Annotated in this window: 21 protein-coding genes; 15 read left to right on the plus strand and 6 right to left on the minus strand. The window is 64.1% G+C overall.

Annotated features, from left to right (window positions below; all coding sequences use genetic code 11):
* The first annotated feature begins 31 nt into the window (after nt 1-31).
* The 3 genes from AACZ65_RS14180 to AACZ65_RS14190 are packed head-to-tail and all read left to right on the plus strand — an operon-like array spanning nt 32 to nt 4765.
* On the plus strand, nt 32-1339 hold the full coding sequence (locus AACZ65_RS14180) for a TolC family protein (RefSeq protein ID WP_339671910.1): 1308 nt from the start codon (nt 32-34) through the stop codon (nt 1337-1339).
* Complete coding sequence (locus AACZ65_RS14185; protein WP_339671912.1) at nt 1336-3564, plus strand: ATP-binding cassette domain-containing protein; 2229 nt, start codon at nt 1336-1338, stop codon at nt 3562-3564. Before AACZ65_RS14180 ends, AACZ65_RS14185 begins: the two co-directional genes overlap by 4 nt.
* Before the next feature lies 1 nt (nt 3565).
* On the plus strand, nt 3566-4765 hold the full coding sequence (locus AACZ65_RS14190) for an HlyD family type I secretion periplasmic adaptor subunit (RefSeq protein WP_339671913.1): 1200 nt from the start codon (nt 3566-3568) through the stop codon (nt 4763-4765).
* A gap of 198 nt (nt 4766-4963) precedes the next feature.
* Here AACZ65_RS14190 and AACZ65_RS14195 read toward each other — a convergent pair whose 3' ends face one another.
* From AACZ65_RS14195 to AACZ65_RS14210, 4 genes are all read right to left on the minus strand, one after another.
* Nucleotides 4964-5488 (minus strand): polymer-forming cytoskeletal protein, encoded by a 525-nt coding sequence (locus tag AACZ65_RS14195; RefSeq protein ID WP_339671915.1) that lies wholly within the window; start codon nt 5486-5488, stop codon nt 4964-4966.
* Complete coding sequence (locus AACZ65_RS14200; protein WP_339671916.1) at nt 5478-6797, minus strand: M23 family metallopeptidase; 1320 nt, start codon at nt 6795-6797, stop codon at nt 5478-5480. The genes AACZ65_RS14195 and AACZ65_RS14200 overlap by 11 nt, the downstream gene beginning before the upstream one ends.
* A gap of 183 nt (nt 6798-6980) precedes the next feature.
* Complete coding sequence (locus AACZ65_RS14205; RefSeq protein ID WP_339672009.1) at nt 6981-7784, minus strand: ferritin-like domain-containing protein; 804 nt, start codon at nt 7782-7784, stop codon at nt 6981-6983.
* A 20-nt stretch (nt 7785-7804) separates the two neighbouring features.
* Complete coding sequence (locus tag AACZ65_RS14210) at nt 7805-8266, minus strand: peroxiredoxin (protein ID WP_339671917.1); 462 nt, start codon at nt 8264-8266, stop codon at nt 7805-7807.
* Between the two features lie 107 nt (nt 8267-8373).
* On the opposite strand from AACZ65_RS14210, the gene AACZ65_RS14215 reads away from it, so the two are divergent.
* The 5 genes from AACZ65_RS14215 (at nt 8374) to lpdA (ending at nt 16378) form a co-directional block, all read left to right on the plus strand.
* Nucleotides 8374-11760 carry an AsmA-like C-terminal region-containing protein gene (locus AACZ65_RS14215; protein ID WP_339671919.1) on the plus strand — a complete coding sequence of 1129 codons (3387 nt, stop codon included), beginning with the start codon at nt 8374-8376 and terminating at the stop codon, nt 11758-11760.
* Nucleotides 11757-12845, plus strand: coding sequence for a tRNA preQ1(34) S-adenosylmethionine ribosyltransferase-isomerase QueA (gene queA / locus AACZ65_RS14220; protein ID WP_339671921.1), 1089 nt, complete (start codon nt 11757-11759; stop codon nt 12843-12845). Before AACZ65_RS14215 ends, queA begins: the two co-directional genes overlap by 4 nt.
* Before the next feature lie 66 nt (nt 12846-12911).
* Complete coding sequence (locus tag AACZ65_RS14225; protein WP_037268960.1) at nt 12912-14165, plus strand: MFS transporter; 1254 nt, start codon at nt 12912-12914, stop codon at nt 14163-14165.
* Nucleotides 14166-14267: 102 nt separating this feature from the next.
* Nucleotides 14268-14846, plus strand: a complete 579-nt coding sequence (locus AACZ65_RS14230) for a DUF924 family protein (protein ID WP_339671923.1) — start codon at nt 14268-14270, stop codon at nt 14844-14846.
* Nucleotides 14847-14983: 137 nt separating this feature from the next.
* Complete coding sequence (lpdA, locus tag AACZ65_RS14235; protein ID WP_297542331.1) at nt 14984-16378, plus strand: dihydrolipoyl dehydrogenase; 1395 nt, start codon at nt 14984-14986, stop codon at nt 16376-16378.
* Nucleotides 16379-16396: 18 nt separating this feature from the next.
* On the opposite strand, the gene AACZ65_RS14240 is transcribed toward lpdA, so the two are convergent.
* Nucleotides 16397-17278: a carotenoid 1,2-hydratase gene (locus AACZ65_RS14240; RefSeq protein WP_339672011.1), complete on the minus strand. Its 882-nt coding sequence runs from the start codon at nt 17276-17278 to the stop codon at nt 16397-16399.
* Nucleotides 17275-18825: a 1-hydroxycarotenoid 3,4-desaturase CrtD gene (crtD, locus tag AACZ65_RS14245; RefSeq protein ID WP_339671925.1), complete on the minus strand. Its 1551-nt coding sequence runs from the start codon at nt 18823-18825 to the stop codon at nt 17275-17277. The genes AACZ65_RS14240 and crtD overlap by 4 nt, the downstream gene beginning before the upstream one ends.
* Nucleotides 18826-18918: 93 nt before the next feature.
* On the opposite strand from crtD, the gene AACZ65_RS14250 reads away from it, so the two are divergent.
* The 7 genes from AACZ65_RS14250 (at nt 18919) to bchZ (ending at nt 26153) form a co-directional block, all read left to right on the plus strand.
* Entirely contained in the window at nt 18919-19788 is an 870-nt protein-coding gene (locus AACZ65_RS14250; RefSeq protein WP_339671926.1) for a polyprenyl synthetase family protein, read from the plus strand.
* Between the two features lies 1 nt (nt 19789).
* The gene (locus AACZ65_RS14255) at nt 19790-20923 is read left to right on the plus strand and encodes a methyltransferase (protein WP_339671928.1); all 1134 of its coding nucleotides are present in this window, start codon (nt 19790-19792) and stop codon (nt 20921-20923) included.
* Between the two features lie 114 nt (nt 20924-21037).
* Nucleotides 21038-21979, plus strand: a complete 942-nt coding sequence (gene bchC / locus AACZ65_RS14260; RefSeq protein WP_339672013.1) for a chlorophyll synthesis pathway protein BchC — start codon at nt 21038-21040, stop codon at nt 21977-21979.
* On the plus strand, nt 21976-22980 hold the full coding sequence (locus AACZ65_RS14265) for a chlorophyllide a reductase iron protein subunit X (RefSeq protein ID WP_037268966.1): 1005 nt from the start codon (nt 21976-21978) through the stop codon (nt 22978-22980). The genes bchC and AACZ65_RS14265 overlap by 4 nt, the downstream gene beginning before the upstream one ends.
* The gene (locus AACZ65_RS14270; protein WP_339671932.1) at nt 22967-23131 is read left to right on the plus strand and encodes a hypothetical protein; all 165 of its coding nucleotides are present in this window, start codon (nt 22967-22969) and stop codon (nt 23129-23131) included. Before AACZ65_RS14265 ends, AACZ65_RS14270 begins: the two co-directional genes overlap by 14 nt.
* Nucleotides 23128-24678, plus strand: coding sequence for a chlorophyllide a reductase subunit Y (gene bchY / locus AACZ65_RS14275; protein ID WP_339671934.1), 1551 nt, complete (start codon nt 23128-23130; stop codon nt 24676-24678). Before AACZ65_RS14270 ends, bchY begins: the two co-directional genes overlap by 4 nt.
* Nucleotides 24678-26153 carry a chlorophyllide a reductase subunit Z gene (gene bchZ, locus AACZ65_RS14280; RefSeq protein WP_339671936.1) on the plus strand — a complete coding sequence of 492 codons (1476 nt, stop codon included), beginning with the start codon at nt 24678-24680 and terminating at the stop codon, nt 26151-26153. Before bchY ends, bchZ begins: the two co-directional genes overlap by 1 nt.
* Nucleotide 26154 lies beyond the last annotated feature (1 nt).

Consider the following 26154-nt stretch of genomic DNA (forward strand, 5'->3'; position numbering starts at 1 on the left):
AAGATAAGGCCGGAAGGTCGGAGGGCTATGTATGGGGATTGTAACGAGGGGGTTGTTGCTGGCGGGGACCTGTCTGGCGCTTGCGGGGTGTTTGCGTGACGGGGGCCGCGACGCCGAAGTATCGCGTGCCGCCGCGGGGCCGGACCTGCGGCCCGATCAAGAGGCCCGGGCCAAGGAAGCCGCGCAATCGGAAATCATCCGCGACTTGCAGGCGCGCCGGTCGGTTCTGGTGCCGGGCAGCAGTTTTGACGAGGTGGCGGGATCGGTTCTGGCCGCCTATAGCCGCAGCGCCGAGGCGGATTTGCTGAGCGCGCGGTTGCGCGCCGAGGCGGCGTCGAAAAACTGGTTGCCGCGCATCGGACCCAACATCAGCCTGACCAGCCTGAGCGACATGGTCAGTCAGTTGATTGTCGAGCAGGTGCTCTTTGACAATGGCCGCAAGAAGGCCGAGCGCGATTTTGCCAAGGCCGATGTCGAAGTGGCCGCCGTTATGCTGGCCGAGGATGTCAACAAGCGCGTCTTTGAAGGGCTGTCACTCTATCTCGATGCATCGCAGGCGCGCGAGCGTCTGGCGCTGGAGCGGCGCACGCTGGAGGATATGAGCCGGTTCGAATGGATCATGTCGGAGCGGGTCAAGGGCGGTGTGTCGGATATGTCCGACCTCAATATTCTGCGCTCGCGTCTGGCGGAAATCCGCGAGGTGATGGCCGGGCAAGAAGAGGCCGAGGCCACGGCGCTGGCGGAATTGAACGCCATGGCGGTGCGGCCCCTGGGCGGGATCACGGGCCTGTCGGAGGTGCCGGTCAATGCAGGATCGGTGCAGTCGCTTGATGTGTTGCGTGCCATGGCCGAGGCCGAGCGCGACACCGCCGAGGCGGTGATGGCGCGGGCGGGCCTCTTGCCGGGGTTGACCGCCGGGGGCACGGTGGGCAATGGCGACACGAGTTTCGGGCTCAACCTGCGGTCCGAGCAATTGCTGGGCCTGGGCACCGGGGCGCAGTTGAAGGTCGCCGAGGCCGAAAAGGAAGCCGCCAAGCGCCGCCGCGCGCAGGCTGATGAGGACAGCAATCGCGTCGTGCAGCGGCTGGAGGGGCAGTTGAGCGCCCTGTCGCGGCAGGTGGGCGAGGCGAGCATGTTGCGCGACACCGCCAAGGCCAATCTGGATCTCTTTCAGGCGCAATATGATGCCGCGCAGCGTGACGTGATGGATGTGGTCGGCGTCTACGAGACCTTTGCCGAGCGGCAGGCGCGGGCATTGGCGCTGAAATACGAACTGGCGCTGGCGCGGCTGCAACTGGCGCGGCATCTGGGCGTGCTGGCGGAGGGGAGTCGGATTTGACCAAAGCCCCCGTCGCCCTGACGATCACCACCAGCGCGCGCGCGGCAGAGGGCAAGGGCGGGGCCAAGGGGCCGCAGCCCGCCGCTGCGCGGTTTGGCGAGCGGGCGGTGGCGCGGGCCAAGTTGGGCGTGGCCTATGCCGCGCTTTTGGGGGTCGAGGCGGTCGAGCGCGACATTCTGGAGGCGATGATCGCGAGCAAGGCAGGCGGTGGCCCCGCCGATCAGCCACAGCCACGCGCGATGGCCGATGGGCTTGAGGCGGCGGGGTTGATGGCGCGGGTCGAGCCCGTGGCGCATCCGCATCCCGATCAATGGCCCGCGCTGGCACAGATGACGAGCGGGCAATTCGTGCTGGTGCTGTCACAGGCGGGCAGTGTCTTGACGATCCATGATACCACCTGCGACGATCAGCGGGCCGAGGTGGACCTCGCCGAGTTCGAGCCGTTCTTTACCGGCCTTGTGGTGCGGGCCGATGCGCCGGTGCAGAGCCTGAGCCGCGCGCATGACGCGCCAGAGGCCGCGCCGCATTGGTTCTGGAGCCAGTTTTCCGGGTTCCGCCGGCATATCGCGGAGGTGGCGCTGGGCTCTCTTGTGGCCAATATCCTTGCGGTGGCGGTCGCGCTCTTTGCGCTTCAGGTCTATGACCGGGTGATCCCGCATCAATCCGAGGCGACGCTGTGGGTTCTGGCGGCGGGGGCAGGTCTGGCGCTGCTGATGGAAGCGGCGCTCAAGATCGCACGGGCGCAGTTGATGGACGGGGCCGGGCGGCAGATAGAACTCAATGTGCAGCGCATTTTGATGGATCGCATTCTGGGTATGCGATCAGAGATCGCGAGCAAAAGCCCGTCGCAGATATTCTCGGCGATGCGGGAATTCGGATCGGTGCGGGAGTTCTTTACCGCCTCGACCATCGGAACGCTGACGGATTTGCCGTTCATCGTGGTGTTTCTGGCGCTGGTGGCGTCCATCGCGGGCAATGTGGTCTGGGTGCTCATTCTGGGCGGGATCATCATGGTGCTGCCCGGCTTCCTGTTGCAAAAGCGGATGATGCGTCTGACCCACGAGATGCAGGGGGCGGGAGCGCGGGGGGCGCGGCTCTTGCATGAGGCGATTTTCGAACTCGATACGCTCAAGACGCAGCGGGCCGAGGACCGGTTTCGCCGGATCTGGGGCGAGTTGACGGCGCTTCAGGCGATCAAGTCGAGCGAGCAGCGGCGGCTTGGATCGGTGCTGAGTTTCTGGGCGCAGGCCGTGCAGCAGGCAACCTATATCGTGGCGGTGATCCTTGGCGCCTATCTGGTCTTTGCGGGCGAATTCACCGTGGGGTCGATCATTGCCGTGGGGATTCTGACCAGCCGTACGCTAGGGCCGCTCACGCAGCTATCGGGGACGTTGGCGCGCTGGGGCAATGTGAAATCGGCGCTGGCGGGGCTGGATGCGATTGCGCTGGCAGAGCAGGACGAGGCCGAGGGGCGCAGCTATTTGCGGCGCACGTCCTTGACCGGGGCCTATGAGCTGCGCGAGGTGCAGTTTGCCTATGATGCCGGGGGCGCGCCGGTGCTGGATATTCCGGGGCTGATTATTCAGCCCGGTCAGGTGGTGGCGGTGCTGGGCACCAACGGGTCGGGCAAATCGACCTTTCTCAAGCTCTTGTCGGGGCTTTACGCCCCGAGCCGGGGGCGGTTGATGCTGGATGGCACCGACATGGGGCAGATCGCGCCGCGCGATCTGCGGCGGATGATCGGTTATCTGGGGCAGGATGTGCGGCTGTTCACGGGCAGCCTGCGTGAGAACCTGAACCTGACACTGCTGGAGCGCGATGATGGGCGGTTGATGCAGGCGCTGGAATTTGCCGGGTTGGGGCCCTTTGTGCGCGGCCATCCCAAGGGGCTGGATCTGGAGATCCTCGACGGGGGACAGGGGCTGAGCCAGGGGCAGCGGCAGAGCATTGGCTGGGCGCGGCTCTGGTTGCAGGACCCGGCGGTGTGTCTCCTGGACGAGCCGACGGCGGCGCTGGATCAGACGCTGGAGCGCACGCTGGTGAGCCGGCTTGAGACATGGCTCAAGGGGCGCACGGCGGTGATTGCGACGCATCGGATGCCGATCCTGAGCCTGACGAGCCGGACGCTCATCCTGCAAGCCGGGCGCATGGCGGTGGACGGGCCGCGCGATCAGGTGCTGGCGCATCTGGCGCAGGCGGCAGGCACCGGGCCGGGAGGGGCATGACATGAGCGATGTGGGCGCGCGCAGCACGGCAAGCATTCTGGCGGAACTGAACGGGCGCTTGCGCGGTCCGAGCCTGATGGTCTGGCTCTGTGCGGCGAGCGTGTGGATCTTCATCCTCTGGGCGGCCTTTGCCTGGATCGACGAGATCGTGCGCGCACCGGGCGAGTTCATTTCCACCTCACGGCCGCAGATCATCCAGAACCTCGAGGGCGGGATTCTGGCGGAATTGCTGGTGCAGGAGGGGGATGTGGTGGCGCGTGGCGATGTTCTGGCGCGGCTGCATGATACGCGGTTCAATTCCGAAGTGGCGGATTTGCAGGATCAGATCGCTGGTCTTGAGGTGCGGCAATTGCGGCTGGAGGCGGAATTGGCCGGGCAGTTCGATTTCGTCGTGCCCGAGGTGCTGGCGGCACGGGCCGGGGAAATGGTGGCCTCGGAGCGCGCGCTGCTCAGGGCGCGGCAGGAGGATTTCGTCAAGCGCAGCGAAGGCGCCAAGCGGGTGATGCAGCAATCCGCCGAGGAAAAGCGGCTGTTGGAGGGATTGCTGGAGAAAAAGATCGTGGCCTTGATCGAGGTCACGCGCGCGCGCAAGGCCCATGCCGATGCCGAGAAACGCTATGACGAGATCGTGACACAGGCCGAGTTGGAGCGGGCCGAGGCCTATTCCGAGACCTTGAAGGAATTGGCGACGCTGCGCCAGAATTTACGGGCCAGTCAGGACCAGCTCAACCGCACGGTATTGCAAAGCCCGATGCGCGGCGTGGTCAATAATCTGAATGTGACGACCATTGGCGGCGTGGTGCGCCCCGGCGAGGAAATCCTGGAGATCATTCCGCTCGACGAGGAGATGTTTGTCGAGGCGCGGGTCGAGCCGCGCAATATCGCCAATATCCGGCGCGGGCAGGAGGCAACGATCAAGCTGACGGCCTATGATTACACGATCTATGGCACCTTGAAGGGGCGGGTCGATTTCATTTCCGCCGATACGTTCAAGGATGAGCGGGCGCGCGATCCCGATGGCGATCCGCATTACAAGGTGTCGTTGCGGGTGGATATGAGCGCGCTTACCCCCCGGCAGGCGGGGATCGAGATCAGGCCCGGTATGCAGGCCGAGGTGGAATTGCACACCGGCGAAAAGACCGTGCTGCAATATCTGTTGAAGCCGCTTTACAAGAGCCAACAGGCGCTGCGCGAGCCGTAAAGCACGTTGCGTCGGATCGGGGTCATATTTCCCCGGCCCCCGAGCCGGGGCCTCTACGCTGCCTCGGAGAGGTCCCGGGTCAAGCCCGGGACGGGTGTAGTTTCGATGGGGCGCAACACGCCGCAGAGGCAGGGCAGCAGGCATGAAAAAGGCGGCGATGGCACGAGGCCACGCCGCCTTTTTGGATCTGTGCTTGGTTTAGCCTTCGGCGGGCTTCGGCGCGGCGGGCGCTGTGGCAGCTGCGGGCTTGGGCGCGGTCTTGTTGCCGGTCAGGGGGTCGTCCTGACGCTGCACCGAGCCTTCGAAATGCGCGCCGCTCTCGATGGCGATGGTCTTGTGGATGATGTCGCCTTCGACGCGGGCGGTCGAGGTCAGGCGCACCTTGAGGCCACGCACACGACCCACGATGCGGCCGTTGATGACCACGTCATCGGCGATCACTTCACCTTTGATGGTGGCGCCTTCGCCCACGGTCAGCAGATGCGCGCGGATGTCGCCCTCGATCGAGCCTTCGACCTGAATGTCGCCGGTGGTCTTGAGGTTGCCGGTCACGTGCAGGTCCGAGGACAGCACCGAGGCGGGCGGCTTGGCCTTGGGGGCCGAGGCCTTGAATTCCGTATTCAGCGCGTCAGGCCGCGCCGAATCGAGCCGGTTCTCGGAGGCAGCCGGTTTGGCCTCTGCGGGCTTTTGCGCGGGTTCGTTGATTTTGCTCTTAGAAAACATTGTTTGCAGCCTTGATGTATATCATGGGGTTGACGGACTTGTCGCCGACGCGGACTTCGTAGTGTAGATGTGTGCCCGTAGAACGTCCAGAGTTGCCCATATCACCAATCCGCTCGCCACGCGAGACCCTTTGCCCGACGTTGACACGGATTTGCGACAGATGAGCATAGCGGGTCTCGATCCCGAAGGCGTGCTGGATCTTGATCAGGCGGCCATAGCCCGAAAGCCAGCCTGCGTGGGTGACGACGCCATCGGCGGTGGAGTAGATCGGCGTGCCATGGGGGGCGGCGAAATCGGTGCCCTGGTGCATTCGGCCCCAGCGCATGCCATAACCCGAGGTGTAGCGGAACGCGCTCTTGACCGGCAGGGCAAAGGGCGCCTTTTGCGCGGCGATGCGATAGAGGTTCAATTCATCCATGCGGCCAAGGATGCGGTTGGCGCGTTCGGCGTCCACCGAGGGTTCTTCGCCCTTGGTGGAGAAGGAGAGCGGCATCAGTGGGCCGCCCTGACCGGAATAGCCCCGACGCACGGTTTGGAGCAGGTTGTCGGTATTGAGGCCCGCAGCGCGGAACATCTTGTCCAGCGGTTCGACCGAGATGGCCATGGCATCTTCTAGTTGGCTGAAGATCTGGTCGTTCTGATCCTTGAGCAGTTCCAGTTCCAACGCCATTTCTTCGGCCTTGAGCAGCGCGTCATGGGCGTTGGCAATGGTGGTGTCGCGTTCTTCGGCGGCATCCTCCAGTGCGGCGGTCAGGAAATCGACTGTCGCGTCAGAGCCCGCATCAGCGGTCAGGCCAACACCCGAGCCGCCTTCTGACTCGATTGACAGAGCCAGTTGCTCGGCCTCTTCGCGGGCCTCTTCGCGCTCAGACATGGTGCGGCGCAGGGTGGACTGGATCACCTCGATGCCGGTTTCCAGTTCGCGACGGCGGGTTTCAGAGGCCAGCAATTCGGATTGCATCAGCGAAATCTGTTCCAGCGCAGAGGAAAACCGCTCTTGTGCGGCAATTGCCTCTTGGGCGCGTTTGTCGCGTTCGGAGGAGAGGGCGTTGAGGCGGTTTTCATAGGTGCGCTGATCGCGCTTGGCCTGTTCGCGGAAATTGCCGGCACCGATGTTGTCCATCACGAGGATGGAGGTGGCGATGATTGACCAGGCGATGATGGCTGAGGCCCCGAGAAAGGCAAAAAGCTGGGTTGAGGGGCGCAGACGGATGAAGCGCGTATCGTTATCGGATCGCAAAAAGACCCGGCGTTCGGGAAAGTATCTTTCAAGGATCGTATGAATTTTTATCGCAAGTCTTGTTCTCACGCGCTCAATGTCCCTGTTGCCCCTACGGTCGTCTCCTGCGGTGCCGGATTGGTTTCAGGCGCCGCAATGAAACGTGATTAGCCAGCAGGGTGGCTTTGGGCAAGATTTTTGACCAATCCTCAGGCGGGGCTGGGCTGTTTCCCGCCCGAGTGGCGGAATTTCGCCGATAGCATAAGCCGGATTTCAACCCGTGATTGAGCCGCTTTCGGTAAGGGGCCAGTAAAAATCGGGCGGGATTCCGGCCTCGGCACGCTTTTCCTCGTTGAAGGGCGGTTTCAACGCGCCGTGGAAGTAGCGTCGCACGAGGCCGTGAAAGGCGGTCTTGGGGTCGATGTCATGGCGACCGCAGAGAAAGTGAAACCACTTGGAGCCATAGGCGACGTGATGCACCTCTTCGGCATAGATCACGCGCATGGCGGCGACAGCGGCGGTCTCGCCTGCGCGCTCGAACACCTCGATCATGCCGGGGGTGACATCAAGGCCGCGCGCCTCGAGCACCATGGGCACGACGGCGAGGCGGCCAAGAAAATCCTGCGCCGTGTCCTCGGCGGCGCGCCACATGCCGGCATGGGCGGGCAGAGCGCCATAATGGCTGCCCATTGCCTCAAGACAGTCGCATATCATGTTGAAATGCTTGGATTCCTCATCAGCGGACTTGACCCAGTCATCGTAGTATCCAAGCGGCATCGGGGTGTCGGCAAAGCGCGCGATGATGTCCCAGTGCAGGTCCACGGCGTTGAGCTCGATATGGGCCACCGCATGCAGAAGCGCGATGCGCCCCTGCACCGAGCCGGGGCGGCGGCGGGGCACGTCGCGCGGGTCGAGGAGTGCGGGCCGGTCAGGGCGGGCGGGGCGCAGGGGCGGCTGGGCACGCCCCAAAGGAATGTCGCGTCCCGCCGCGCGGGCGGCAAACCACGTCGCGGCATGGGCGCGCGAGAGGGCCGTCTTGGCGCGGCCATCGCGGGTCGAGAGCACCGCGACGGCCATTTCTGTCAGGGTCAGCTCGCTCACAGCGCCTTGACCGCGTCCAGCACCTCTTCGGCGTGGCCGGGCACCTTGACCTTGCGCCAGACGCGGGCGATGCGCCCCTCCCCGTCGATCAGGAAGGTCGAGCGCTCGATGCCAAAGAATTTCTTGCCATACATGCTCTTTTCCTTCCAGACGCCATAGTCTTCGCAGACCTGCGTATGCTCGTCGGACAAAAGCGGCACGGTAAGGGCATGTTTGGATTGGAATTTCTCGTGGCTGGCGAGGCTGTCCTTGGAAATGCCCAGCACTGTAACCCCGGCGGCGTCGAACTGATCCTTGAGGCTGGAGAAGGCAACCGCCTCTTTGGTGCAGCCAGAGGTATCATCGCGCGGGTAGAAAAAAAGCACGACCGCGCCGGGACGCAGGGCCGAGAGCGTAACAGGATCGCCACCGGGGCGCGGCAGGGTGAAATCGGGGGCCATTTCGGATGTGTCAGGCATGGGATATCCTCTGGGATGAAAAATTGTGAATTCCATATTAGGTCGCAAGAGACCAGAATAAAGCCACGAGGCAAAAGAGAGGCGCGGCATGCGCCCGAACGGATAGGATGAGCACGCAGCCGACACAAGAGCAGGGCGCGGCGGAAACGCCGGAGACTGCACTCAAGACCAGCAAGCGCGCCCGCAAGGGGCGGCGCGCGCTGCGGCATGTGATGCAGTTCTGTTTTTCCAGCGCGGTGCTGGTGGTTGTGCTGGGCCTTGGGGTGGCGATGAGCATCGGGGCGAACCTGCGCGCGCCTGACTGGGTGCAGGCGCGGATCGCCGCGCGGATTGATGCGAGCGTGCCGGGTTATGCCCTCCGTTTCGGCGAGATGTCACTGGTGGTGGGCGAGGATCTGGTACCGCGGGTGGCGCTGCGGGATGTGGTGCTGGCCAATCTCGATGGTGTAACGCTGGTCACTCTGGGATCGCTTGCGGTGACGGTCGCACCGGCGCCGCTGTTGCGCGGCGAGGTGCAACCCGAGGCGGTGCATCTGTCGGGCGCGCGGTTGGGTCTGCGGCGGCTGGCGTCGGGCGAATTCGCGATCATGTTCGAGGGCACGGGGCAGGGCGGCACCTTTAATGAACAGATGGATGCGCTCTTTGCCCGGCCGCAGCTGGATGCGTTGACGCGCGTGACGGCAGACAATCTGACGCTGCGCTATGAGGATGCCCGCGCAGGCCGCGCCTGGAGCGCGGATGGCGGACGGCTGGAACTGGTGCGCGCAGGCAACGAGATCACCCTGCGCGGCGATGTGGCGCTCTTGGGCGCGCGCGACTACGCGACCACGCTGGCGGTGAATTACGCGGGCCGCATCGGCAGCAAGGCGGCGGAATTCGGCGCCACGTTCGAGGATATGCCGGCGGGTGACATTGCCGGGCAATCGCCTGCGCTGGCCTGGCTTGGGGCGTTGGAGGCGCCGATTTCGGGGGCGCTGCGCGCAGGGGTCGATGGCGAGGGGCGTCTGGGCCCGCTCAATGCCACGTTGCAGATTGGCGCAGGCGTGCTTCAGCCTACGCCCGCCACCGCCCCGATCAAGTTCCGCGCGGCGCGCAGCTATTTCACCTATGATCCGACGGCCCAGGAAATCCGCTTCACCGAATTGTCGTTGGATAGCGCCTGGGGCCAGGCGCGGGCCGAGGGCAGCGCGCGGCTGGTAGGGATGGAGGACGGATGGCCGCGCGAATTGCAGGCGCAGATCCGGGTGAGCGACGTGGTAGCGGATCCTGCCGATCTCTATCCTGAACCGATCCGGCTTGAAGAGGCGCAGGTGGCGTTGCGGCTGCGGTTACAGCCCTTTGTGCTGACCTTGGGGGCATTGACGCTGAGCGATCAGGGGCAATACCTGCGGGCGCATGGTGAGGCGCGCGGTGGAGATGCCGGCTGGGATATTTCACTGGAAGGCGAAATGGATGGGTTGGCCCCGGAGCGGTTGATGGCGCTCTGGCCCCGCGCCGCCAAGGCCAATACACGCGACTGGATCGAGCAGAACGTGGCCAAGGCCGATTTGAGGGACATTCAGTTCGCATTGCGTCTCTTGCCCGAGCATCGCCCCGAGTTCTATCTTGGCTTTGATTTCGCGGATCTGGAAACGGTCTATGTCCGCGATGTGCCGCCCATTACCGGGGCCTCTGGGCGGGCGTCGCTCTATGACAACCGCTTTGTGATCCATGCCGAGCGCGGGGAGGTGGTGACCGACGAGGGCGGTGCGATCGACGTGGCAGGCACGAGTTTCATCATTCCCGATGTGCGGGTCAAGGAAAGCCCGGCAGAGGCCGTTCTGCGGACCCAAAGCACGATCACGGCAGCACTGTCGCTGCTGGATTCGCCGCCATTCCGGTTTCTGCAAAAGGCCGGGCAGCCGGTGACGGTGGCGGAGGGGCAGGCCGAACTGGCTGGACAGCTGACGTTCCTCTTGAAAAAGCAGCTGACGACAGAAGAGGTGGCCTTTGACGTGACCGGCACGCTGAGCGAGGTACGCAGCGACAGTCTTATCAAGGGGCGGGTGTTGACGGCGGAGACACTGGCGGTCGAGGCGAGCAACACGCATCTGGAAATCGGCGGCGCGGCACAGGTGGGCGACGTGCCGGTGCGCGGCAGTTGGGACATGGCGATTGGTCGCAATCCGCAGGGTGAGAGCCGGGTGCGCGGGCAGATCGAGCTGTCGCAGCGGTTTCTTGACGAGTTCGCCATCGGCCTGCCGCCGGGCAGTGTGACAGGCGCTGGGCAGGGGGTGATGGAAATCGGCTTTGCCAAGGGGCAGGCGCCGGAATTTGCGCTGAGTTCGGATTTGGCGGGGGTTGGTTTGCGATTGCCGCAACTGGATTGGGCGCTGGCTGCGTCGCAGCTTGGGCGGCTCGATGTGACGGGCCGCTTGGGCGAGGTGCCCGAGATCACGGCGCTGGGTCTGAGCGGGGCCGGGCTGGAGGCGCGCGGGCGGGTGAGCCTGAACGCGGGTGGCGGGTTGGACCGGGCCGAGTTCAGCAGGGTCACGTTGGGCGGTTGGTTCGATGCGCCCGTGGCGCTGGTCGGTCGGGGCGCAGGGGCTGCGCCACGGGTCGAGGTTACGGGCGGAACGGTCGATTTGCGCCAAACGTCGCTCGGCGGGTCAGGTGACGGCGCAACCGGCGGGCAGGGTGTGCCCATCGCCTTGCAGTTGGAACGGTTGCAGATCTCGGAGGGTCTGGCGCTGACCGAGTTTCGCGGCGATCTCGACACGGCGGGGGGGATGAGCGGCAATTTTCGTGGGCTTGTGAACGGCGTGGCCCCGGTGACGGGGCAGGTGGTGCCGGTGGGCGGGCGCAGCGCATTCCGTATCCGGGCAGACGATGCGGGCGGTGTGCTCAAGGCGGCGGGGCTGTTGCAACAGGCGCGTGAGGGAACGCTGGAGCTGGTGCTGACGCCCGCGCCGGAGCCTGGAAGCTATGACGGCGTGTTGGGGATTGATCAGGTCCGCGTCAAGGAGGCCCCGGCTCTGGCGGCGCTCTTGAATACGGTGAGCATCGTGGGCCTGTTGGAGCAGTTTTCCGGGCAAGGATTGCATTTTGGCCGGGTCGATGCGCGGTTTCGCCTGACGCCGGAGCGATTGATCCTGCTGGAAGGCAGTGCGGTCGGGGCATCCGTCGGGATTTCGATGGATGGCTATTACCGTCTTGCCGACAAGCGGATGGACATGCAGGGCGTGGTTTCGCCGGTCTATCTGCTCAACGGGATCGGAGAGGCCTTTACCCGGCCCGGCGAGGGGCTTATCGGGATGAATTATACGCTCAAGGGTCCGTCATCGGACCCGGACGTGTCGGTTAACCCGCTCTCGGCGCTGGCCCCCGGCTTTCTTCGCGAGATGTTCCGGCGGCCTGCGCCTACGGTGGGCACGGGGCGTGCGGCCACCTCGGGGCAGGTTGAGAGGCCCGCGGCGCGCGAGGCGCAGGACATTCACCAAAGACAGGACAGATGAAGCTATCGGATTTCGACTTTGACTTGCCGGAGGCGTTGATTGCCACGCGTCCCGCAAGACCCCGGCGCGCGGCGCGGTTGCTGGTGGCAGAGGGCGGTGCGATCACCGATGCGGGGGTGGCTGACCTGGGGCGCTGGTTGCGGCCTGGTGATCGGCTGGTGCTGAATGATACGCGGGTGATCCCGGCGCGGCTGAGCGGGCTGCGCCATCGGTCAGGGGCGCAGGGGGACACGGCGGCCAAGATCGAGGTCACGTTGCTGGAGCCGGGGTCGCAGGGCACCTGGGGCGCGCTGATCAAGCCGCTCAAGAAGATTAACGAGGGCGAGGAAATCGTGTTCTCCGACCGATTGTCGGCGGTGCTCGAGGCCAAGGACGAGGGGCAGGGGCGGCTGCGGTTCAACCTCAAGGGCGACGATTTCGATGCGGCGCTGGCCGAGGCAGGGGCGATGCCGCTGCCGCCTTATATCGCCGCGCGCCGTCCGGCGGATGAGCAGGACAAGGTCGATTATCAGACCGTCTGGGCGCGGGCGCCGGGGGCGGTCGCGGCCCCCACCGCGTCGTTGCATTTCGACGAGGCGCTTTTGGCAGAGTTGGCGGCGATGGGGGTGGGGTTCACCCATGTCACGCTGCATGTGGGGGCGGGCACGTTCCTGCCGGTCAAGGTCGAGGATGTGACCACCCACCGGATGCATGCCGAATGGGGCGAAGTGAGCGCCAAGGCCGCCGCAGAGATTGCCGCCACGCGCGCGTCGGGAGGGCGGATCATTCCGGTGGGCACCACCGCGCTGCGCCTGATCGAAACGGCGGCGCGGGCCACAGGCGAGATTGCGGCCTGGTCGGGGGATACGGATATTTTCATCTATCCGGGGTTCGAATTTCGCGTCACCGATGCCTTGATGACCAATTTCCACCTGCCGAAATCGACGCTGATGATGCTGGTTTCCGCCCTGATGGGGCAAAACACGATCCGGCACGTTTATGCGCATGCGGTGGCGGAGCGCTATCGTTTTTTCTCTTATGGGGATGCCTCGCTGTTGATCCCCATGGCAAAGCCTGACAGGCGGGACGCGCAAGCGACAGGGTGAGTCGTCTTTGGGGTGCCGCGTGGATGTGCATCTGTTAGGCTGATCCCAAAGAACAAGGAGAGCGCGATGTTTCAGGTGCTGTCGGGGGCATGGGCCCTCTTGCTGGGCATGATGTTGTTGCAGGTGGGCAATGGCATGCAAGGCACGCTTCTGGGGGTGCGCGGCGCGCTCGAGGGGTTTTCGACCTATGAGATGTCGGTGGTCATGTCGTCCTATTTCGTGGGGTTCCTGTTCGGCTCTCGCTTGGCGCCGGAGATGATCCGACGGGTCGGGCATGTGCGGGTTTTTGCCGCCCTTGGCTCGATGATTTCTGCGGTGCTGATCCTCTATCCGACGATTGCCGAACCATGGGCGTGGTCTGTGGGGCGGGTGCTGATCGGGTTCTGTTTCTCGGGCGTCTATGTGACCGCCGAAAGCTGGTTGAACAATTCCGCCACCAATGCCACGCGCGGCAAGGCGCTGTCGCTCTACATGATCGTGCAGATGATCGGGATCGTGTCGGCACAAGGTTTGATGGTCTTGGCGGACCCGTCGGGCTATGTGCTGTTCGTGATCCCGTCGGTTTTGGTGTCGCTGGCCTTTGCGCCCATTCTGCTCTCGGTCAGCCCGACCCCCGCCTTTGGCACGACCAAGCCGCTGTCGCTGCGTCAGATCATGAAGATTTCACCGCTGGGCTGTGTTGGAATGCTGCTGACGGGTGGCGTTTTTGCCGCGCAGTTCGGGATGGCGGCGGTTTATGGAGCCGAAGCAGGGCTGAATGTCGGGCAAATCTCGGCTTTTGTGGCGTCATTCTACGTGGCTGCTGTGGTGGCACAATACCCGCTGGGCTGGCTGTCGGACAGGATGGATCGGCGCAAGCTGATTGCGGCAGTGTCGCTGGGCACCGGCGTCGGGGCGGTGATCGGCATGATGCTGGGCGATAATTTCTGGTTCCTGATGCTTGCGGCCTTTATCGTCGGGGGCACGTCGAACCCGCTCTATTCGCTGCTGATTGCCTATACCAACGACTTTCTCGCGCATGAGGATATGGCGGCGGCGGCGGGTGGCATGGTGTTCATCAACGGGTTGGGGGCCATCGCGGGACCGCTGATGGTCGGCTGGATGATGGGGGTGATGGGGCCGGGTGGCTATTTCCTCTATATCGCGGTGCTGATGTTCGCGATGGTGGCCTATGCGATCTATCGCATGACGCAGCGCAAGGCACCGACAGTGCGCGAAACCGACCGCTACATGCCGGTTTCGCCCAATGCGTCCCCAATGGCGGTGGAATTTGCGCAAGAATATGCCATCGAGACCGCGCAAGACGCGAAAGAGGATTGAAATCGGGAAAATATGTCCCTTCTGTAGTATTATGTTACTGTGGAATGGGAGGAAATCCCGTTACCGTCATGGAAACGTCATAGGATATTGAGGAGTCCCCCTATGGTCACACCCGACGACGTGCTGCGGTTCTGGCTGGATGAAGTCGGACCGGAGGGGTGGTACAAGGCGTCAGAGACGCTGGATACCGAGGTGCGGGAGCGGTTCTTGGCAGCATGGGAGAATGCGCGCGAGGGGGCCTATGGCCTTTGGCTGACCTATCCGAGCGGCATGTTGGCCTATGTGATCCTTACCGATCAATTCCCGCGCAATATGTTCCGGGACGATGCGCGCGCCTTTGCCACCGATCAACAGGCGCTGGCGGCGGGCAAGGTGGCGATCAATCGCGGCTGGGATCTGCGGATCGACGAGCCAGCGCGGCAATTCTTTTACCTGCCGCTCATGCATTCCGAGAACCTCTGCGATCAGGAACGATGTGTGCGCCTGATGTGCGAGCGGATGCCAGAGCATGGCGAGCAGAACCTGACGCATGCGCGCGCGCATCGCGAGGTTATCCGGCAGTTTGGCCGCTTTCCCTATCGCAACGCAGCGCTGGCGCGGCCCTCCACCGCATCGGAACGGGCGTTCGAGGCCGGGGGCGGCTATGGCGGCACCCTGCGGCGGATCATGCAGGCGGCATGATCAGCGGCCTTATTCGCGTTCCGAATTGCTGAAAAGACACGTCTGACGATTGTTTGTTCAATCGGTCAATCATGTTGCGTTGCGATTTTGCGAAAAATAGTTTAATGGCAAACTAAATTTGGAAAACGGAGGGCCACATGGCATCGACTACCTATGACATGATCGTAATCGGGGCGGGTCCTGGAGGCTATGTGGCTGCGATCCGGGGTGCGCAGCTGGGCCTCAAGGTGGCCATTGTCGAGCGCGAGCACATGGGGGGCATTTGCCTCAACTGGGGCTGTATCCCGACCAAGGCCATGCTGCGGTCGTCCGAGGTGTTTCATCTGATGCACCGCGCCAAGGAATTCGGGCTCAAAGCCGATGGAATCGGCTATGATCTGGATGCTGTGGTCAAGCGCTCGCGCGGGGTGGCCAAGCAACTGAGCGGCGGTGTTGCCCACCTGATGAAGAAGAACAAGGTCACGGTGGTGATGGGCGAGGCGACATTGCCCGCCAAGGGGAAGGTCAGCGTCAAGACCGACAAAGGAGTCGAGGAGCTTGAGTCCAAGCACATCATCCTGGCCACAGGTGCCCGGGCGCGCGAATTGCCGGGGCTTGAGGCGGATGGCGATCTGGTCTGGACCTACAAGCACGCGCTGATGCCGTCCCGGATGCCCAAGAAACTCTTGGTGATCGGATCGGGGGCCATCGGCATCGAATTCGCCAGCTTCTACAACACGCTCGGGGCCGAGACGACCGTGGTCGAGGTGATGGAGCGTATTCTGCCGGTCGAGGATGCCGAGATTTCCGCCTTTGCCAAGAAGGCGTTTACCAAGCAGAAGATGAAGATCATGGAAAAGGCCATGGTCAAGCAGTTGGATCGGGGCAAGGGCAAAGTCACCGCGCATATCGAGGTAGGGGGCAAGGTCGAGCAGCAAGAGTTTGACACGGTCATCTCTGCCGTGGGCATCGTGGGCAATGTCGAGGGGCTGGGCCTTGAGGCGCTGGGCGTCAAGATCGATCGCACCCATGTGGTGACGGATGAATATTGCCGCACCGGCGTGGACGGTCTCTATGCCATCGGCGATATCGCGGGCGCGCCCTGGCTGGCGCATAAGGCCAGCCATGAGGGCGTGATGGTGGCCGAGTTGATCGCGGGCGGGCATCCGCATCCGGTGAAACCCGAGAGCATCGCCGGCTGCACCTATTGCCATCCGCAGGTCGCGAGCGTGGGCCTGACCGAGGCCAAGGCCAAGGAAAAGGGCTATGCCGTCAAGGTTGGCCGGTTCCCGTTCATCGGCAATGGCAAGGCGATTGCGCTGGGCGAGCCGGAGGGCATGATCAAGACGGTGTTCGATGCCAAGACGGGCGAACTCTTGGGTGCGCATATGGTGGGCGCCGAGGTGACGGAGTTGATCCAAGGCTATGTGGTGGGTCGCCAGCTGGAGACCACCGAAGAAGACCTGATGAACACGGTTTTCCCGCATCCCACGCTGAGCGAGATGATGCACGAAAGCGTGCTCGATGCCTATGATCGGGTGATCCACATTTGAGGTTTTGGCGCGCCCGGCTCAGGGCGCGTCGTTGAACTTCCACCGCGCGCGGCGCGGCACACGCACCGCGAGCATGGGCTTGAGCAGGCCCATGCGAAAGCGGGTGAGGTCGAGCGCCTCGTGCACCCCCACGGTTTCTTCACCATCGAGCCGCGTCTTGACCGCCGAGCGGCTGTAAAAGGGCGCGTCGAGCATGGGTTTCACCTGATGCGGTTTGTATCCGGCGTCGGCGCGGGTGTCGCGGGCCACCTGCCAGAGGCTGCGCCGCATTGCCACCTTGGGCGGCAGCGCGATGTCCTGTGCCTGTCCGTCCGCGTCGAAATGCACCGCCGTGGCGAGCGAAGACCCATCCATGCGCACCGCGTCGTAAAAGCAGGTGGAGCCACCCCGCACCGGATAGCGCCCCCATGTCCAATATCGGAAATCCTGTTCCAGAGCGCGGGTGCCGAAATTGGCGTCGAAATAGCCATGCCCCTGCCATTGCCAACCGGGGGCGTCGAGATCGACCTCGATCGTCGAGGTGGGGCCGAAGGGCCGCCAGATATGGGTTCCCTCGGGGGTGAGCGGCAATTCCACTTGCGTCAGGGCCGTCGGGGTCACGGTGATGCGCCCGCGCACGCGGGAAATGAGCGGGGGCGAGGAGATTTCGTTGATCTCGATGATCAGGCGGCCATCTTGCCACCGCATGGACGAGGGGCCGACAGTCAGGCAGTCGCGGGTCTGGCGCAGGGCCGATGTGCCCCGATCCGTCATGGTAAAGCGTCCGCCGGGGCCATAGGTGGCGACGTTGATGCAGACATGGTTGGCCGGGTTGCGGCGGCCTGACCACGCATACCACGGCGAGAACACCGAGCCGATGAACCCGATCACGCTGACCGCGCGCCCGCCATCATCGCTCAACCCGTCGACATACCACCATGCATAGCCATTGGAGGGCACGTCGAGATCGAAATTCGGTCGTTCAAGATCGCCTCTGCCGCGTGCCTGGCGGAGAGCGTGGCCATCGGCACCCCCGCCCCCGGATGCGCCCCGCCCCCCGCGAGGTAGAGACCCCGGATGGGTGTGCGCGCCGTGGGTCGTTTGAGACCCGCTGTCATGCCGTGCGGGCTCTGCCCGTAGAGCGATCCGAGAGAGGCCGGGAACATCCGGTCGAACCGCGCCGGTGTCGTCAGCGCCCCCTCGCCCGGCAAGGGATTGAAGCGCAGGCCAAAAGCCGCGAGGGTTTGAAAGGTCCGGGTGTGACATGAGGCAAAATCCTCTGCTGTTTGGGTGAGGCCATCAAGCGGTGGCGCGTTGAGAATGATCTCGAACCGCTCGCGGTGGGGCGGCTGTTCCGGTAGGCCGCGATCTTGAGCGCAGACATAAACTGTGGGGTCGCGTGGGCAGCGCCCGGCGAGCAGATCGTCGAACTCGCTGCGGGCATCGGCGGCGAAAAATACGTTGTGATGTGCCAGGTCGGGACCTGAGGGCGTGGCGGCAAAGGCCCAGACCTGCGCCGAGAGGCTGCGCGGCAGTTTCGTTGTCTGGGGGGCGACCGCGGTTGCGGCAGGTCCGAGCAAGCCCGAGGCAAGGGCGCGGGGATCACCGTTGAAAACGATGAAATCCGCCGCAAGCCGGGTGCCATCGCCAAGCGTGACGCCGCGCACCTGCGGCCCTTCGGTCTCGATCCGAGCGACATGGGTTCCATAGTGAAACTGCGCCCCTTGGGCGCTGGCGAGGGTTGCGAGGCTCTGTGCCAAGCGGTGCATGCCGCCCCGCACCACCCAGACGCCCGCCGCCTCGGCCTGCCAGATCAGCGACAGGAGCGCCGGGGACTGATAGGGCGAGCCACCGACATAGGTGGCATAACGGCCAAAGAGCTGTCTGAGGCGTGGATCGTCGAACTGGCGCGAAAGGCTTTGTGCCAAGGTCGAGAGTGGCGCCATGGCGCGGATCAATGTGGGTTGCCGGGCGACCGTCGCGGCGAGGGCCAGAGAGGAGGGGGCGGCGGCCTGCATCATCGGGGCATCAAAGGCCGTGAAGAGGCGGCGCGCGCGGGAGCAAAAGCGGGTGAATTGCCGGGCGGCGCGGTCGCCCGCAAAGCCATGGATCGCGGCACGGCTCTGGGCTTCGTCGGCAAAGAGGTCAAGGTGGCTGCCATCGGGCCAGAAATGGCGGGCGAGGATGTCCTGGGGCACGAGATCGATGTGATCCTCAAGCCGGGCGCCGGCGCTGGCAAAAAGTGCGTCAAACACGCCGCGCATCGTGAGGACCGTGGGGCCTGCATCAACCGGCCCGGCCTCCGAGGGCAGGGCACGCATCTTGCCGCCGGGGCCCGCATGCCGTTCCAGCACCGTGACGGCTAGCCCTGCATGGGCAAGGCGAAGTGCTGTGGCCAGCCCCGCGATCCCGGCGCCGACGATCACAACCCTGTCGCGCGGTTCCAGAGGGGGCGTGTCTGATTTCATAACGCGATTGTTGACTCGCGCGCGCAATGTGTCCAGTATGATTTACACATGGTGTGTCAGAATATTGATACATCCCTCGAAAAAGGAGCGGCCATGCCCATCGAGACCCGCATTGAGGCGGCCATTGCGCAGGCGATTGCGCGGGGGCAGGCCGGGCAGACCCCGGCGCGATTGGCAGACGCCCTCGATTATGCCACCAGCCCGGGCGGCGCGCGTATTCGCCCAACGATTCTGATGTCCGTGGCGCTGGCCTGTGGCGATGACCGGCCCGAGTTGAGCGATGCCGCCGCCGCCGCGCTGGAGATCATGCATTGCGCGAGTCTCGTGCATGACGATCTGCCCTGTTTCGACGATGCGGATTTGCGACGGGGCAAGGCTTCGGTGCATCGCGCCTATTCCGAGCCGCTGGCGGTGCTGACCGGGGATGCGCTCATCATCATGTCTTTTGAGATTCTGGCTCGTGTGGCGGACCGTGATGCGGCGCGTGCCAATGCGCTGATCCTCGCGCTGGCGCGGCGGAGCGGCATGCCGAACGGGATTTGCGCGGGCCAAGGCTGGGAAAGCGAGCCGACGGTCGATCTTGAGGCCTATCACCGCTCCAAGACCGGCGCGCTGTTTATTGCCGCGACGCAGATGGGGGCCATCGCGGCGGGGCACGAGCCTGAGCCGTGGTATGAGTTGGGGGCGCGTATCGGGGCCGCGTTTCAGGTGGCGGATGATCTGCGTGATGCGCTCTTGGATGCCGAAACCCTGGGCAAGCCGGTGGGGCAGGACGATCTGCACGGGCGGCCCAATGCGGTGTCGCAATTGGGGGTGGCGGGTGCCGTGACGCGGCTCAAGGATATTCTGGCGGGGGCGATTTCGTCGATCCCGTCCTGCCCCGGCGAGGCGCGGCTGGCCAAGATGGTGCAGATGCAGGCCGAGCGCATCATTTCGGTGCTGCCTGCGCGCATGCGGGCCTGATATGGCTGTGGCGGGCGATCTGCCCGAGTGCCCATTACGGTCGCGCGGCGGCTGGCTGACGCGGCTCATTGCCAATCCACGGTTTCAGCATTGGGCCAGCGGTTTTCTCTTGACGCGCGGCATCGCCCGGCGCGACGGGGCCGAGATTTTCGATATTGTTCAAGGATTTGTGCAGTCGCAGGTGCTATCGGCGCTGGTCGAGTTGGACCTGCTGAACCGTTTGGCGGAAGGACCGCAAAGCCCGGCTGATCTGGCGCGCCGCGCGGGAATGGCCGAAGACCGTATGGCAATATTGCTTCAGGCGGGGGCGGCGCTTGGGTTGCTGCGGCGGCGGCGCGATGGGCGCTTTGCGCTGGCGCGCAAGGGGGCGGCGATTCTGGGCGCGCCGGGGCTGGAGGCGATGATTCGCCATCACCGCGCCTTTTACGCCGACATGGCCGATCCCGTGGCGCTGTTGCGCGGGGAAGGTGAAACCGAACTGGCGCGGTTCTGGCCCTATGTTTTTGGGGCGGCGGCGGAAGTGGAGCCAGAGGTGGCGCGCCGCTACTCGGACCTTATGGCGCAATCTCAGGGTCTGGTGGCGCAGGATGTGCTTCGGATGGTGTCGTTCAAGGAGGCACGGCATCTACTGGATATCGGCGGGGGCAGCGGTGCGTTTCTGGCGGCGGTCGCCGCGCGATCCCCTGATTTGCGGTTGAGTCTCTTTGATTTGCCAGAGGTCATTCCTTCGGCGCGGGCGCGGTTGACGCAGGCCGGGCTGACTGCGCGGTTGACACTTGTTCCGGGCTCTTTTCGAAGTGATCCGCTGCCGGAGGGGGCCGATACGATTTCGCTCATCCGGGTGCTTTATGACCATGACGACGCTACAGTGACGGCGCTTTTGGCCAAGGTCCATGCGGCCTTGCCTGCCGGAGGGCGGTTGATTGTGGCAGAGCCAATGGCCGGTGGCGTGCGGCCAGAACGCGCGGGTGACGTCTATTTTGCCTTTTATACCATGGCGATGGGCACGGGGCGCGCCCGCTCTGCCGCGCGCATTGCCGAGATGTGCCGCGGGGCGGGGTTCACGGATATCCGCATCCCGCACAGCCCACGCCCCTTCGTCACCAGCGCGCTCAGCTGTGTAAAGACAGCATGACGAAAATAATTCTGACAGTGTAAAGAAAGATTGACACTTTAGCCTGTCCCGTTACACTTACAAGCAAGGGGAAGCCAGAATCTGACACTGTCAGACAACGGACAGGAGGCCGCCATCGAAACCCGCGCCGTTCATCTCAGGGGACCAGAAGACCTCTCGGTTGACAGTCTGACGCTCAAGGCGCCGGGGGCCGGGGATCTGGTGGTCGATGTGACCCATTCGGGTATTTCCACCGGCACGGAAAAGCTGTTTTGGTCCGGGCAGATGCCGCCGTTCCCCGGCATGGGCTATCCGTTGGTGCCCGGTTACGAGGCCGCTGGCGAGGTGGTCGAGGCCGCGCCCGGCACGGGCTACAAGCCCGGTGATCATGTGTTCGTCCCCGGTGCCGATTGCTACGAGGGGGCCTTTGGTCTCTTTGGGGGTGCTTCGGCGCGGCTTGTGACCAAGGCGTCGCGCGTCTGCCGAATCGATGCAGGATTCGGGGCCGAAGGCGCGCTCCTGGCGCTGGCGGCGACGGCGCGGCATGCGATGGCGGGGCTGGACAAGGCCGTGCCCGATCTCATCGTGGGGCATGGCGTCTTGGGCCGGTTGCTGGCGCGATTGACGATTGCGGCGGGGGCCCCTGCGCCCACCGTTTGGGAAACGCAGGCCGGGCGCAGCGCGGGCGCACAGGGCTATCCGGTGATCCATCCTGACAATGACACGCGCCGCGATTACCGCGCGATTTACGATGCCTCGGGCGATCCCGCGATCCTGAACACGCTGATTGGCCGCCTGGCCAAGGGCGGCGAGGTGGTGCTGGCGGGGTTCTATCCGCAGGCGCTCAGCTTTGCCTTTCCCATGGCGTTCATGAAGGAAGCGCGGCTGCGCGTGGCGGCGGAATGGGTCCATGATGACCTGACCGCGACCCGCGCCTTGGTCGAATCGGGCGCGCTCAGTCTGGGCGGCCTGATCACGCATCAGGCATCGTCCAAGACCGCACCGCAGGCCTATCGGACCGCGTTCAGCGATCCCGACTGCCTGAAAATGATACTCAACTGGAAGGACGCAGCATGAAGGACGACGTGCCGAATCTCAAGGAGTTCGACCGCCGGCTGCGCGACGAGGCGCATGAAGAGCCGACGCTCGAAATTCCGCAGGGCGAACCCAAGTCCAAGACGCAGATCATCGCGATCTATGGCAAGGGCGGCATCGGAAAATCATTCACCTTGGCCAATCTGAGCCACATGATGGCCGAGATGGGCAAGCGCGTGCTGCTCATTGGTTGTGATCCGAAATCCGACACCACGAGCCTGCTCTTTGGCGGCAAGGCGTGCCCGACGATCATCGAGACCTCGACCAAGAAGAACCTCGCCGGTGAGCCGGTCAAGATCGGGGATGTCTGTTTCAAGCGCGGTGGCGTCTTCGCGATGGAGCTGGGCGGGCCGGAAGTGGGCCGGGGCTGTGGCGGGCGCGGGATCATCCACGGGTTCGAGCTGTTGGAAAAGCTGGGCTTTCACGATTGGGATTTCGATTACGTCCTGCTCGATTTCCTGGGTGATGTGGTTTGCGGCGGCTTTGGTCTGCCGATCGCGCGGGACATGGCGCAAAAGGTCATTCTGGTGGCATCGAACGATCTGCAATCGCTCTATGTGGCCAACAACGTGTGTTCGGCGGTCGAGTATTTCCGCAAGCTGGGCGGCAACGTGGGTGTCGCGGGCCTTGTGATCAACAAGGATGACCATTCCGGCGAGGCACAAGCCTTTGCCAAAGCGGTCAATATCCCGGTGCTGGCCGCGATCCCGCAGGATGACGATCTGCGCAAGAAATCTGCAAACTATCAAATCGTTGGCACAGCGGCGAGCCAGTGGGGCGATCTCTTTGCGCAATTGGCCGACGCGGTGTCCGTGGCCCCACCGGTGCGACCCAATCCGCTCGATCAGGATGGGCTGCTGGCGCTCTTCGATAGCAAGGATACGGGGGGCGATTACGTTTTGGAGCCCGCCACGGACGCGGACATGCGCGGCAAATACGCGGCGCCCAAAGCATCGCTGGAGGTGGTTTATGACGATGTCTAACGAGCCCCGTCGCGAAACTCTGGCTGAGGTGCAGCGCCTGCTTGCGCGCGCGCGGCCTGAGCAATTGCGCCGCCTTCTGGCCGATATTCAGGCCGCAGAGCAGGCCACCGACCGGGAGGCGCAGGCCTCTCCTCAAAGGCGGGCGTCATGAGCGATGAAGTTACATATGACGGGGCCGCCGAGGCCCATGTGATCACCGGCACCGCCGTTGAGACCGCGCCCGATATGGCGGGTGGTTGTCATTCCGGGGCTGAGATGGAGAAGGCCGCACGCATGGCGGGCCAATCCGAATTGCTCGATCAATACGCCCGCGATTATCCCAAGGGGCCGCATGACCAGCCGCAGAGCATGTGCCCGGCCTTTGGGTCCTTGCGCGTGGGCCTGCGGATGAAGCGGGTGGCGACGGTGCTGAGCGGGTCGGCCTGTTGTGTCTATGGTCTGACTTTTGTGAGCCATTTCTACGGGGCGCGCCGCTCTGTGGGCTATGTGCCGTTCAATTCCGAAACGCTTGTGACCGGCAAGCTATTCGAGGACATTCGCGAAAGCGTGCATGAGATGGCCGATCCGGATCGGTTTGATGCCATTGTCGTGACCAATCTCTGCGTGCCGACCGCGAGCGGCGTGCCGCTGCGCCTGCTGCCCTCTGAAATCAACGGAGTGCGGATCGTGGGCATCGATGTGCCGGGGTTTGGTATTCCCACCCATGCCGAGGCCAAGGATGTCTTGGCCGGGGCGATGCTGAGTTACGCCCGCAAGGAAGCGATGGCGGGGCCGGTGGCGGCCCCTGCGGGCGGCAAGTCTGACCGCCCCACCGTGACCTTGCTGGGTGAGATGTTTCCGGCAGACCCGATGATGATCGGCGCGATGCTGGCACCCTTGGGCCTTGCTGCTGGTCCGGTCGTGCCCTGCCGCGAGTGGCGAGAGCTATATGCCGCGCTCGATTGCGGGGCGGTGGCGGCGATCCATCCCTTCTATACCGCTGCAATCCGCGAATTCGAGGCCGCAGGCCGCCCCATCGTGGGTTCGGCCCCGGTGGGCCATGATGGCACCGCCGCCTGGCTTGCAGGGATCGGCGATGCCTTTGGTCTGTCCGCAGAGAGGGTGGCCGCTGCGCAGAACGCATTCCTGCCCGCCATCAAGGGCGCGCTGGCCAATGCGCCCATCAAGGGCACGATCACGCTCTCGGGTTATGAGGGCAGCGAACTTTTGGTGGCGCGTCTCTTGATCGAGAGCGGGGCCAATGTGCCCTATGTCGGCACTGCCTGCCCGAAAACCCCGTGGTCGGCGGCGGATGCAGACTGGCTGTCGTCCAAGGGCGTCAAGGTCAAGTTCCGCGCCTCGCTCGAAGACGACTGCGCCGCGATGGAAGCGGTCAATCCCGATCTCGCCATAGGCACCACGCCGGTGGTGCAAAAGGCCAAGGCCAAGGGCATACCGTCGCTCTACTTCACCAACCTCATTTCAGCACGGCCCTTGATGGGGCCTGCAGGGGCAGGGAGCCTTGCCGAGGTGGTCAATGCCGCCATGGGCAACAAGGCCCGGATGGACAGCATGCGCGACTTCTTTGCCGGGGTGGGCGAAGGCGACACGGCGGGTATCTGGGAAGGTAGCCCAAATCTGCGCCCCGATTTCCGCGCGCAGCATCAGAAGAAGCTCGACAAGCAGGCGCGTGCCGCCAAAGCGCAGGAGATGATCTGATGCTTATTCAGGATCATGATCGCGCGGGCGGATATTGGGGCGCAGTCTATGCCTTTTGCGCGGTCAAGGGATTGCAGGTGGTGATCGACGGGCCAGTGGGCTGTGAGAACCTGCCGGTGACATCGGTGCTGCATTACACCGACGCACTGCCGCCGCATGAGTTGCCCATCGTGGTGACCGGGCTGGGCGAGAGCGAAATGGGATCGGGCACCGAAGAGGCGATGAAACGCGCCTGGGGCACGCTTGATCCCGCCCTGCCGGCGGTGGTTGTGACCGGCTCTATCGCCGAGATGATCGGCGGCGGCGTGACACCGCAAGGCACCAATATTCAACGTTTTTTACCGCGCACCATTGACGAGGATCAATGGCAGTCGGCGGATCGGGCGATGACGTGGATCTTCACGGAATTCGGCATGACCAAGGGGCGGATGCCCCCCGAAAAGCCGCGGGAAGAGGGCAGCGCGCCACGCGTCAATATCCTTGGGCCGATGTATGGCACGTTCAACATGCCGTCGGACCTGCACGAGATCCGGCGCCTGGTCGAGGGGATCGGGGCCGAGGTCAATATGGTGATGCCGCTCGGGGCGCATCTGGCCGAGATGCGCAATCTGGTCAATGCCGACGCCAATATCGTGATGTACCGCGAGTTCGGTCGGGGATTGGCGGAGGTTCTGGGTAAACCCTATCTGCAAGCGCCCATTGGTGTGGAGAGCACAACGCTGTTCCTGCGCAAGCTAGGCGAGATGCTGGGGCTGGACCCGGAACCGTTCATCGAACGTGAGAAACATTCGACACTCAAACCGGTGTGGGATCTGTGGCGGTCGGTGACGCAGGATTTCTTTGCCACCGCGAATTTCGGGATCGTCGCGAACGAGACCTATGCGCGCGGTATCCGGCATTACCTCGAGAGCGATCTCGGTCTGCCCTGCGCCTTTGCGGTGGCGCGCTGTGCGGGCAAGAAGACCAATAACGAAGAGGTGCGCAGCCTTGTGCACACCAAGCGTCCGCTCATCCTGATGGGGTCGATCAATGAGAAGATCTATCTCGCCGAGACGCGCGCGGGATTTGGTCCACAGCCGGTGTTTTTGCCCATGAGCTTTCCGGGGGCGGCCATCCGGCGCGCCACGGGGACGCCGGTGATGGGCTACGCGGGGGCGACATGGCTCTTGCAGGAGGTGTGCAACGGGCTCTTTGACGCGCTCTTTCACATCCTGCCCTTGGCGACCGAGATGGACGCGACCCATGCGACGCCCACGCCCTTGCGCCGGGATTTTCCGTGGGATGCCGACGCCGCCCGAGAGTTGGAGCGGATCGTCGCGGAACATCCGGTGCTGACGCGGATTTCTGCGGCCAAGACATTGCGCGATGCCGCCGAGGATGCGGCGCTGCGGCAGGGCGACGAACGGGTCGTGCTGCAAACCGTTCAAGCGATTTCCCCCCGTATGACCGGGGTTCCAGTTCGAGAGGAGGACTGAG

The organism is uncultured Roseovarius sp. (genome assembly GCF_963972555.1).
Taxonomy (GTDB): Bacteria; Pseudomonadota; Alphaproteobacteria; order Rhodobacterales; family Rhodobacteraceae; genus Roseovarius; species Roseovarius mucosus.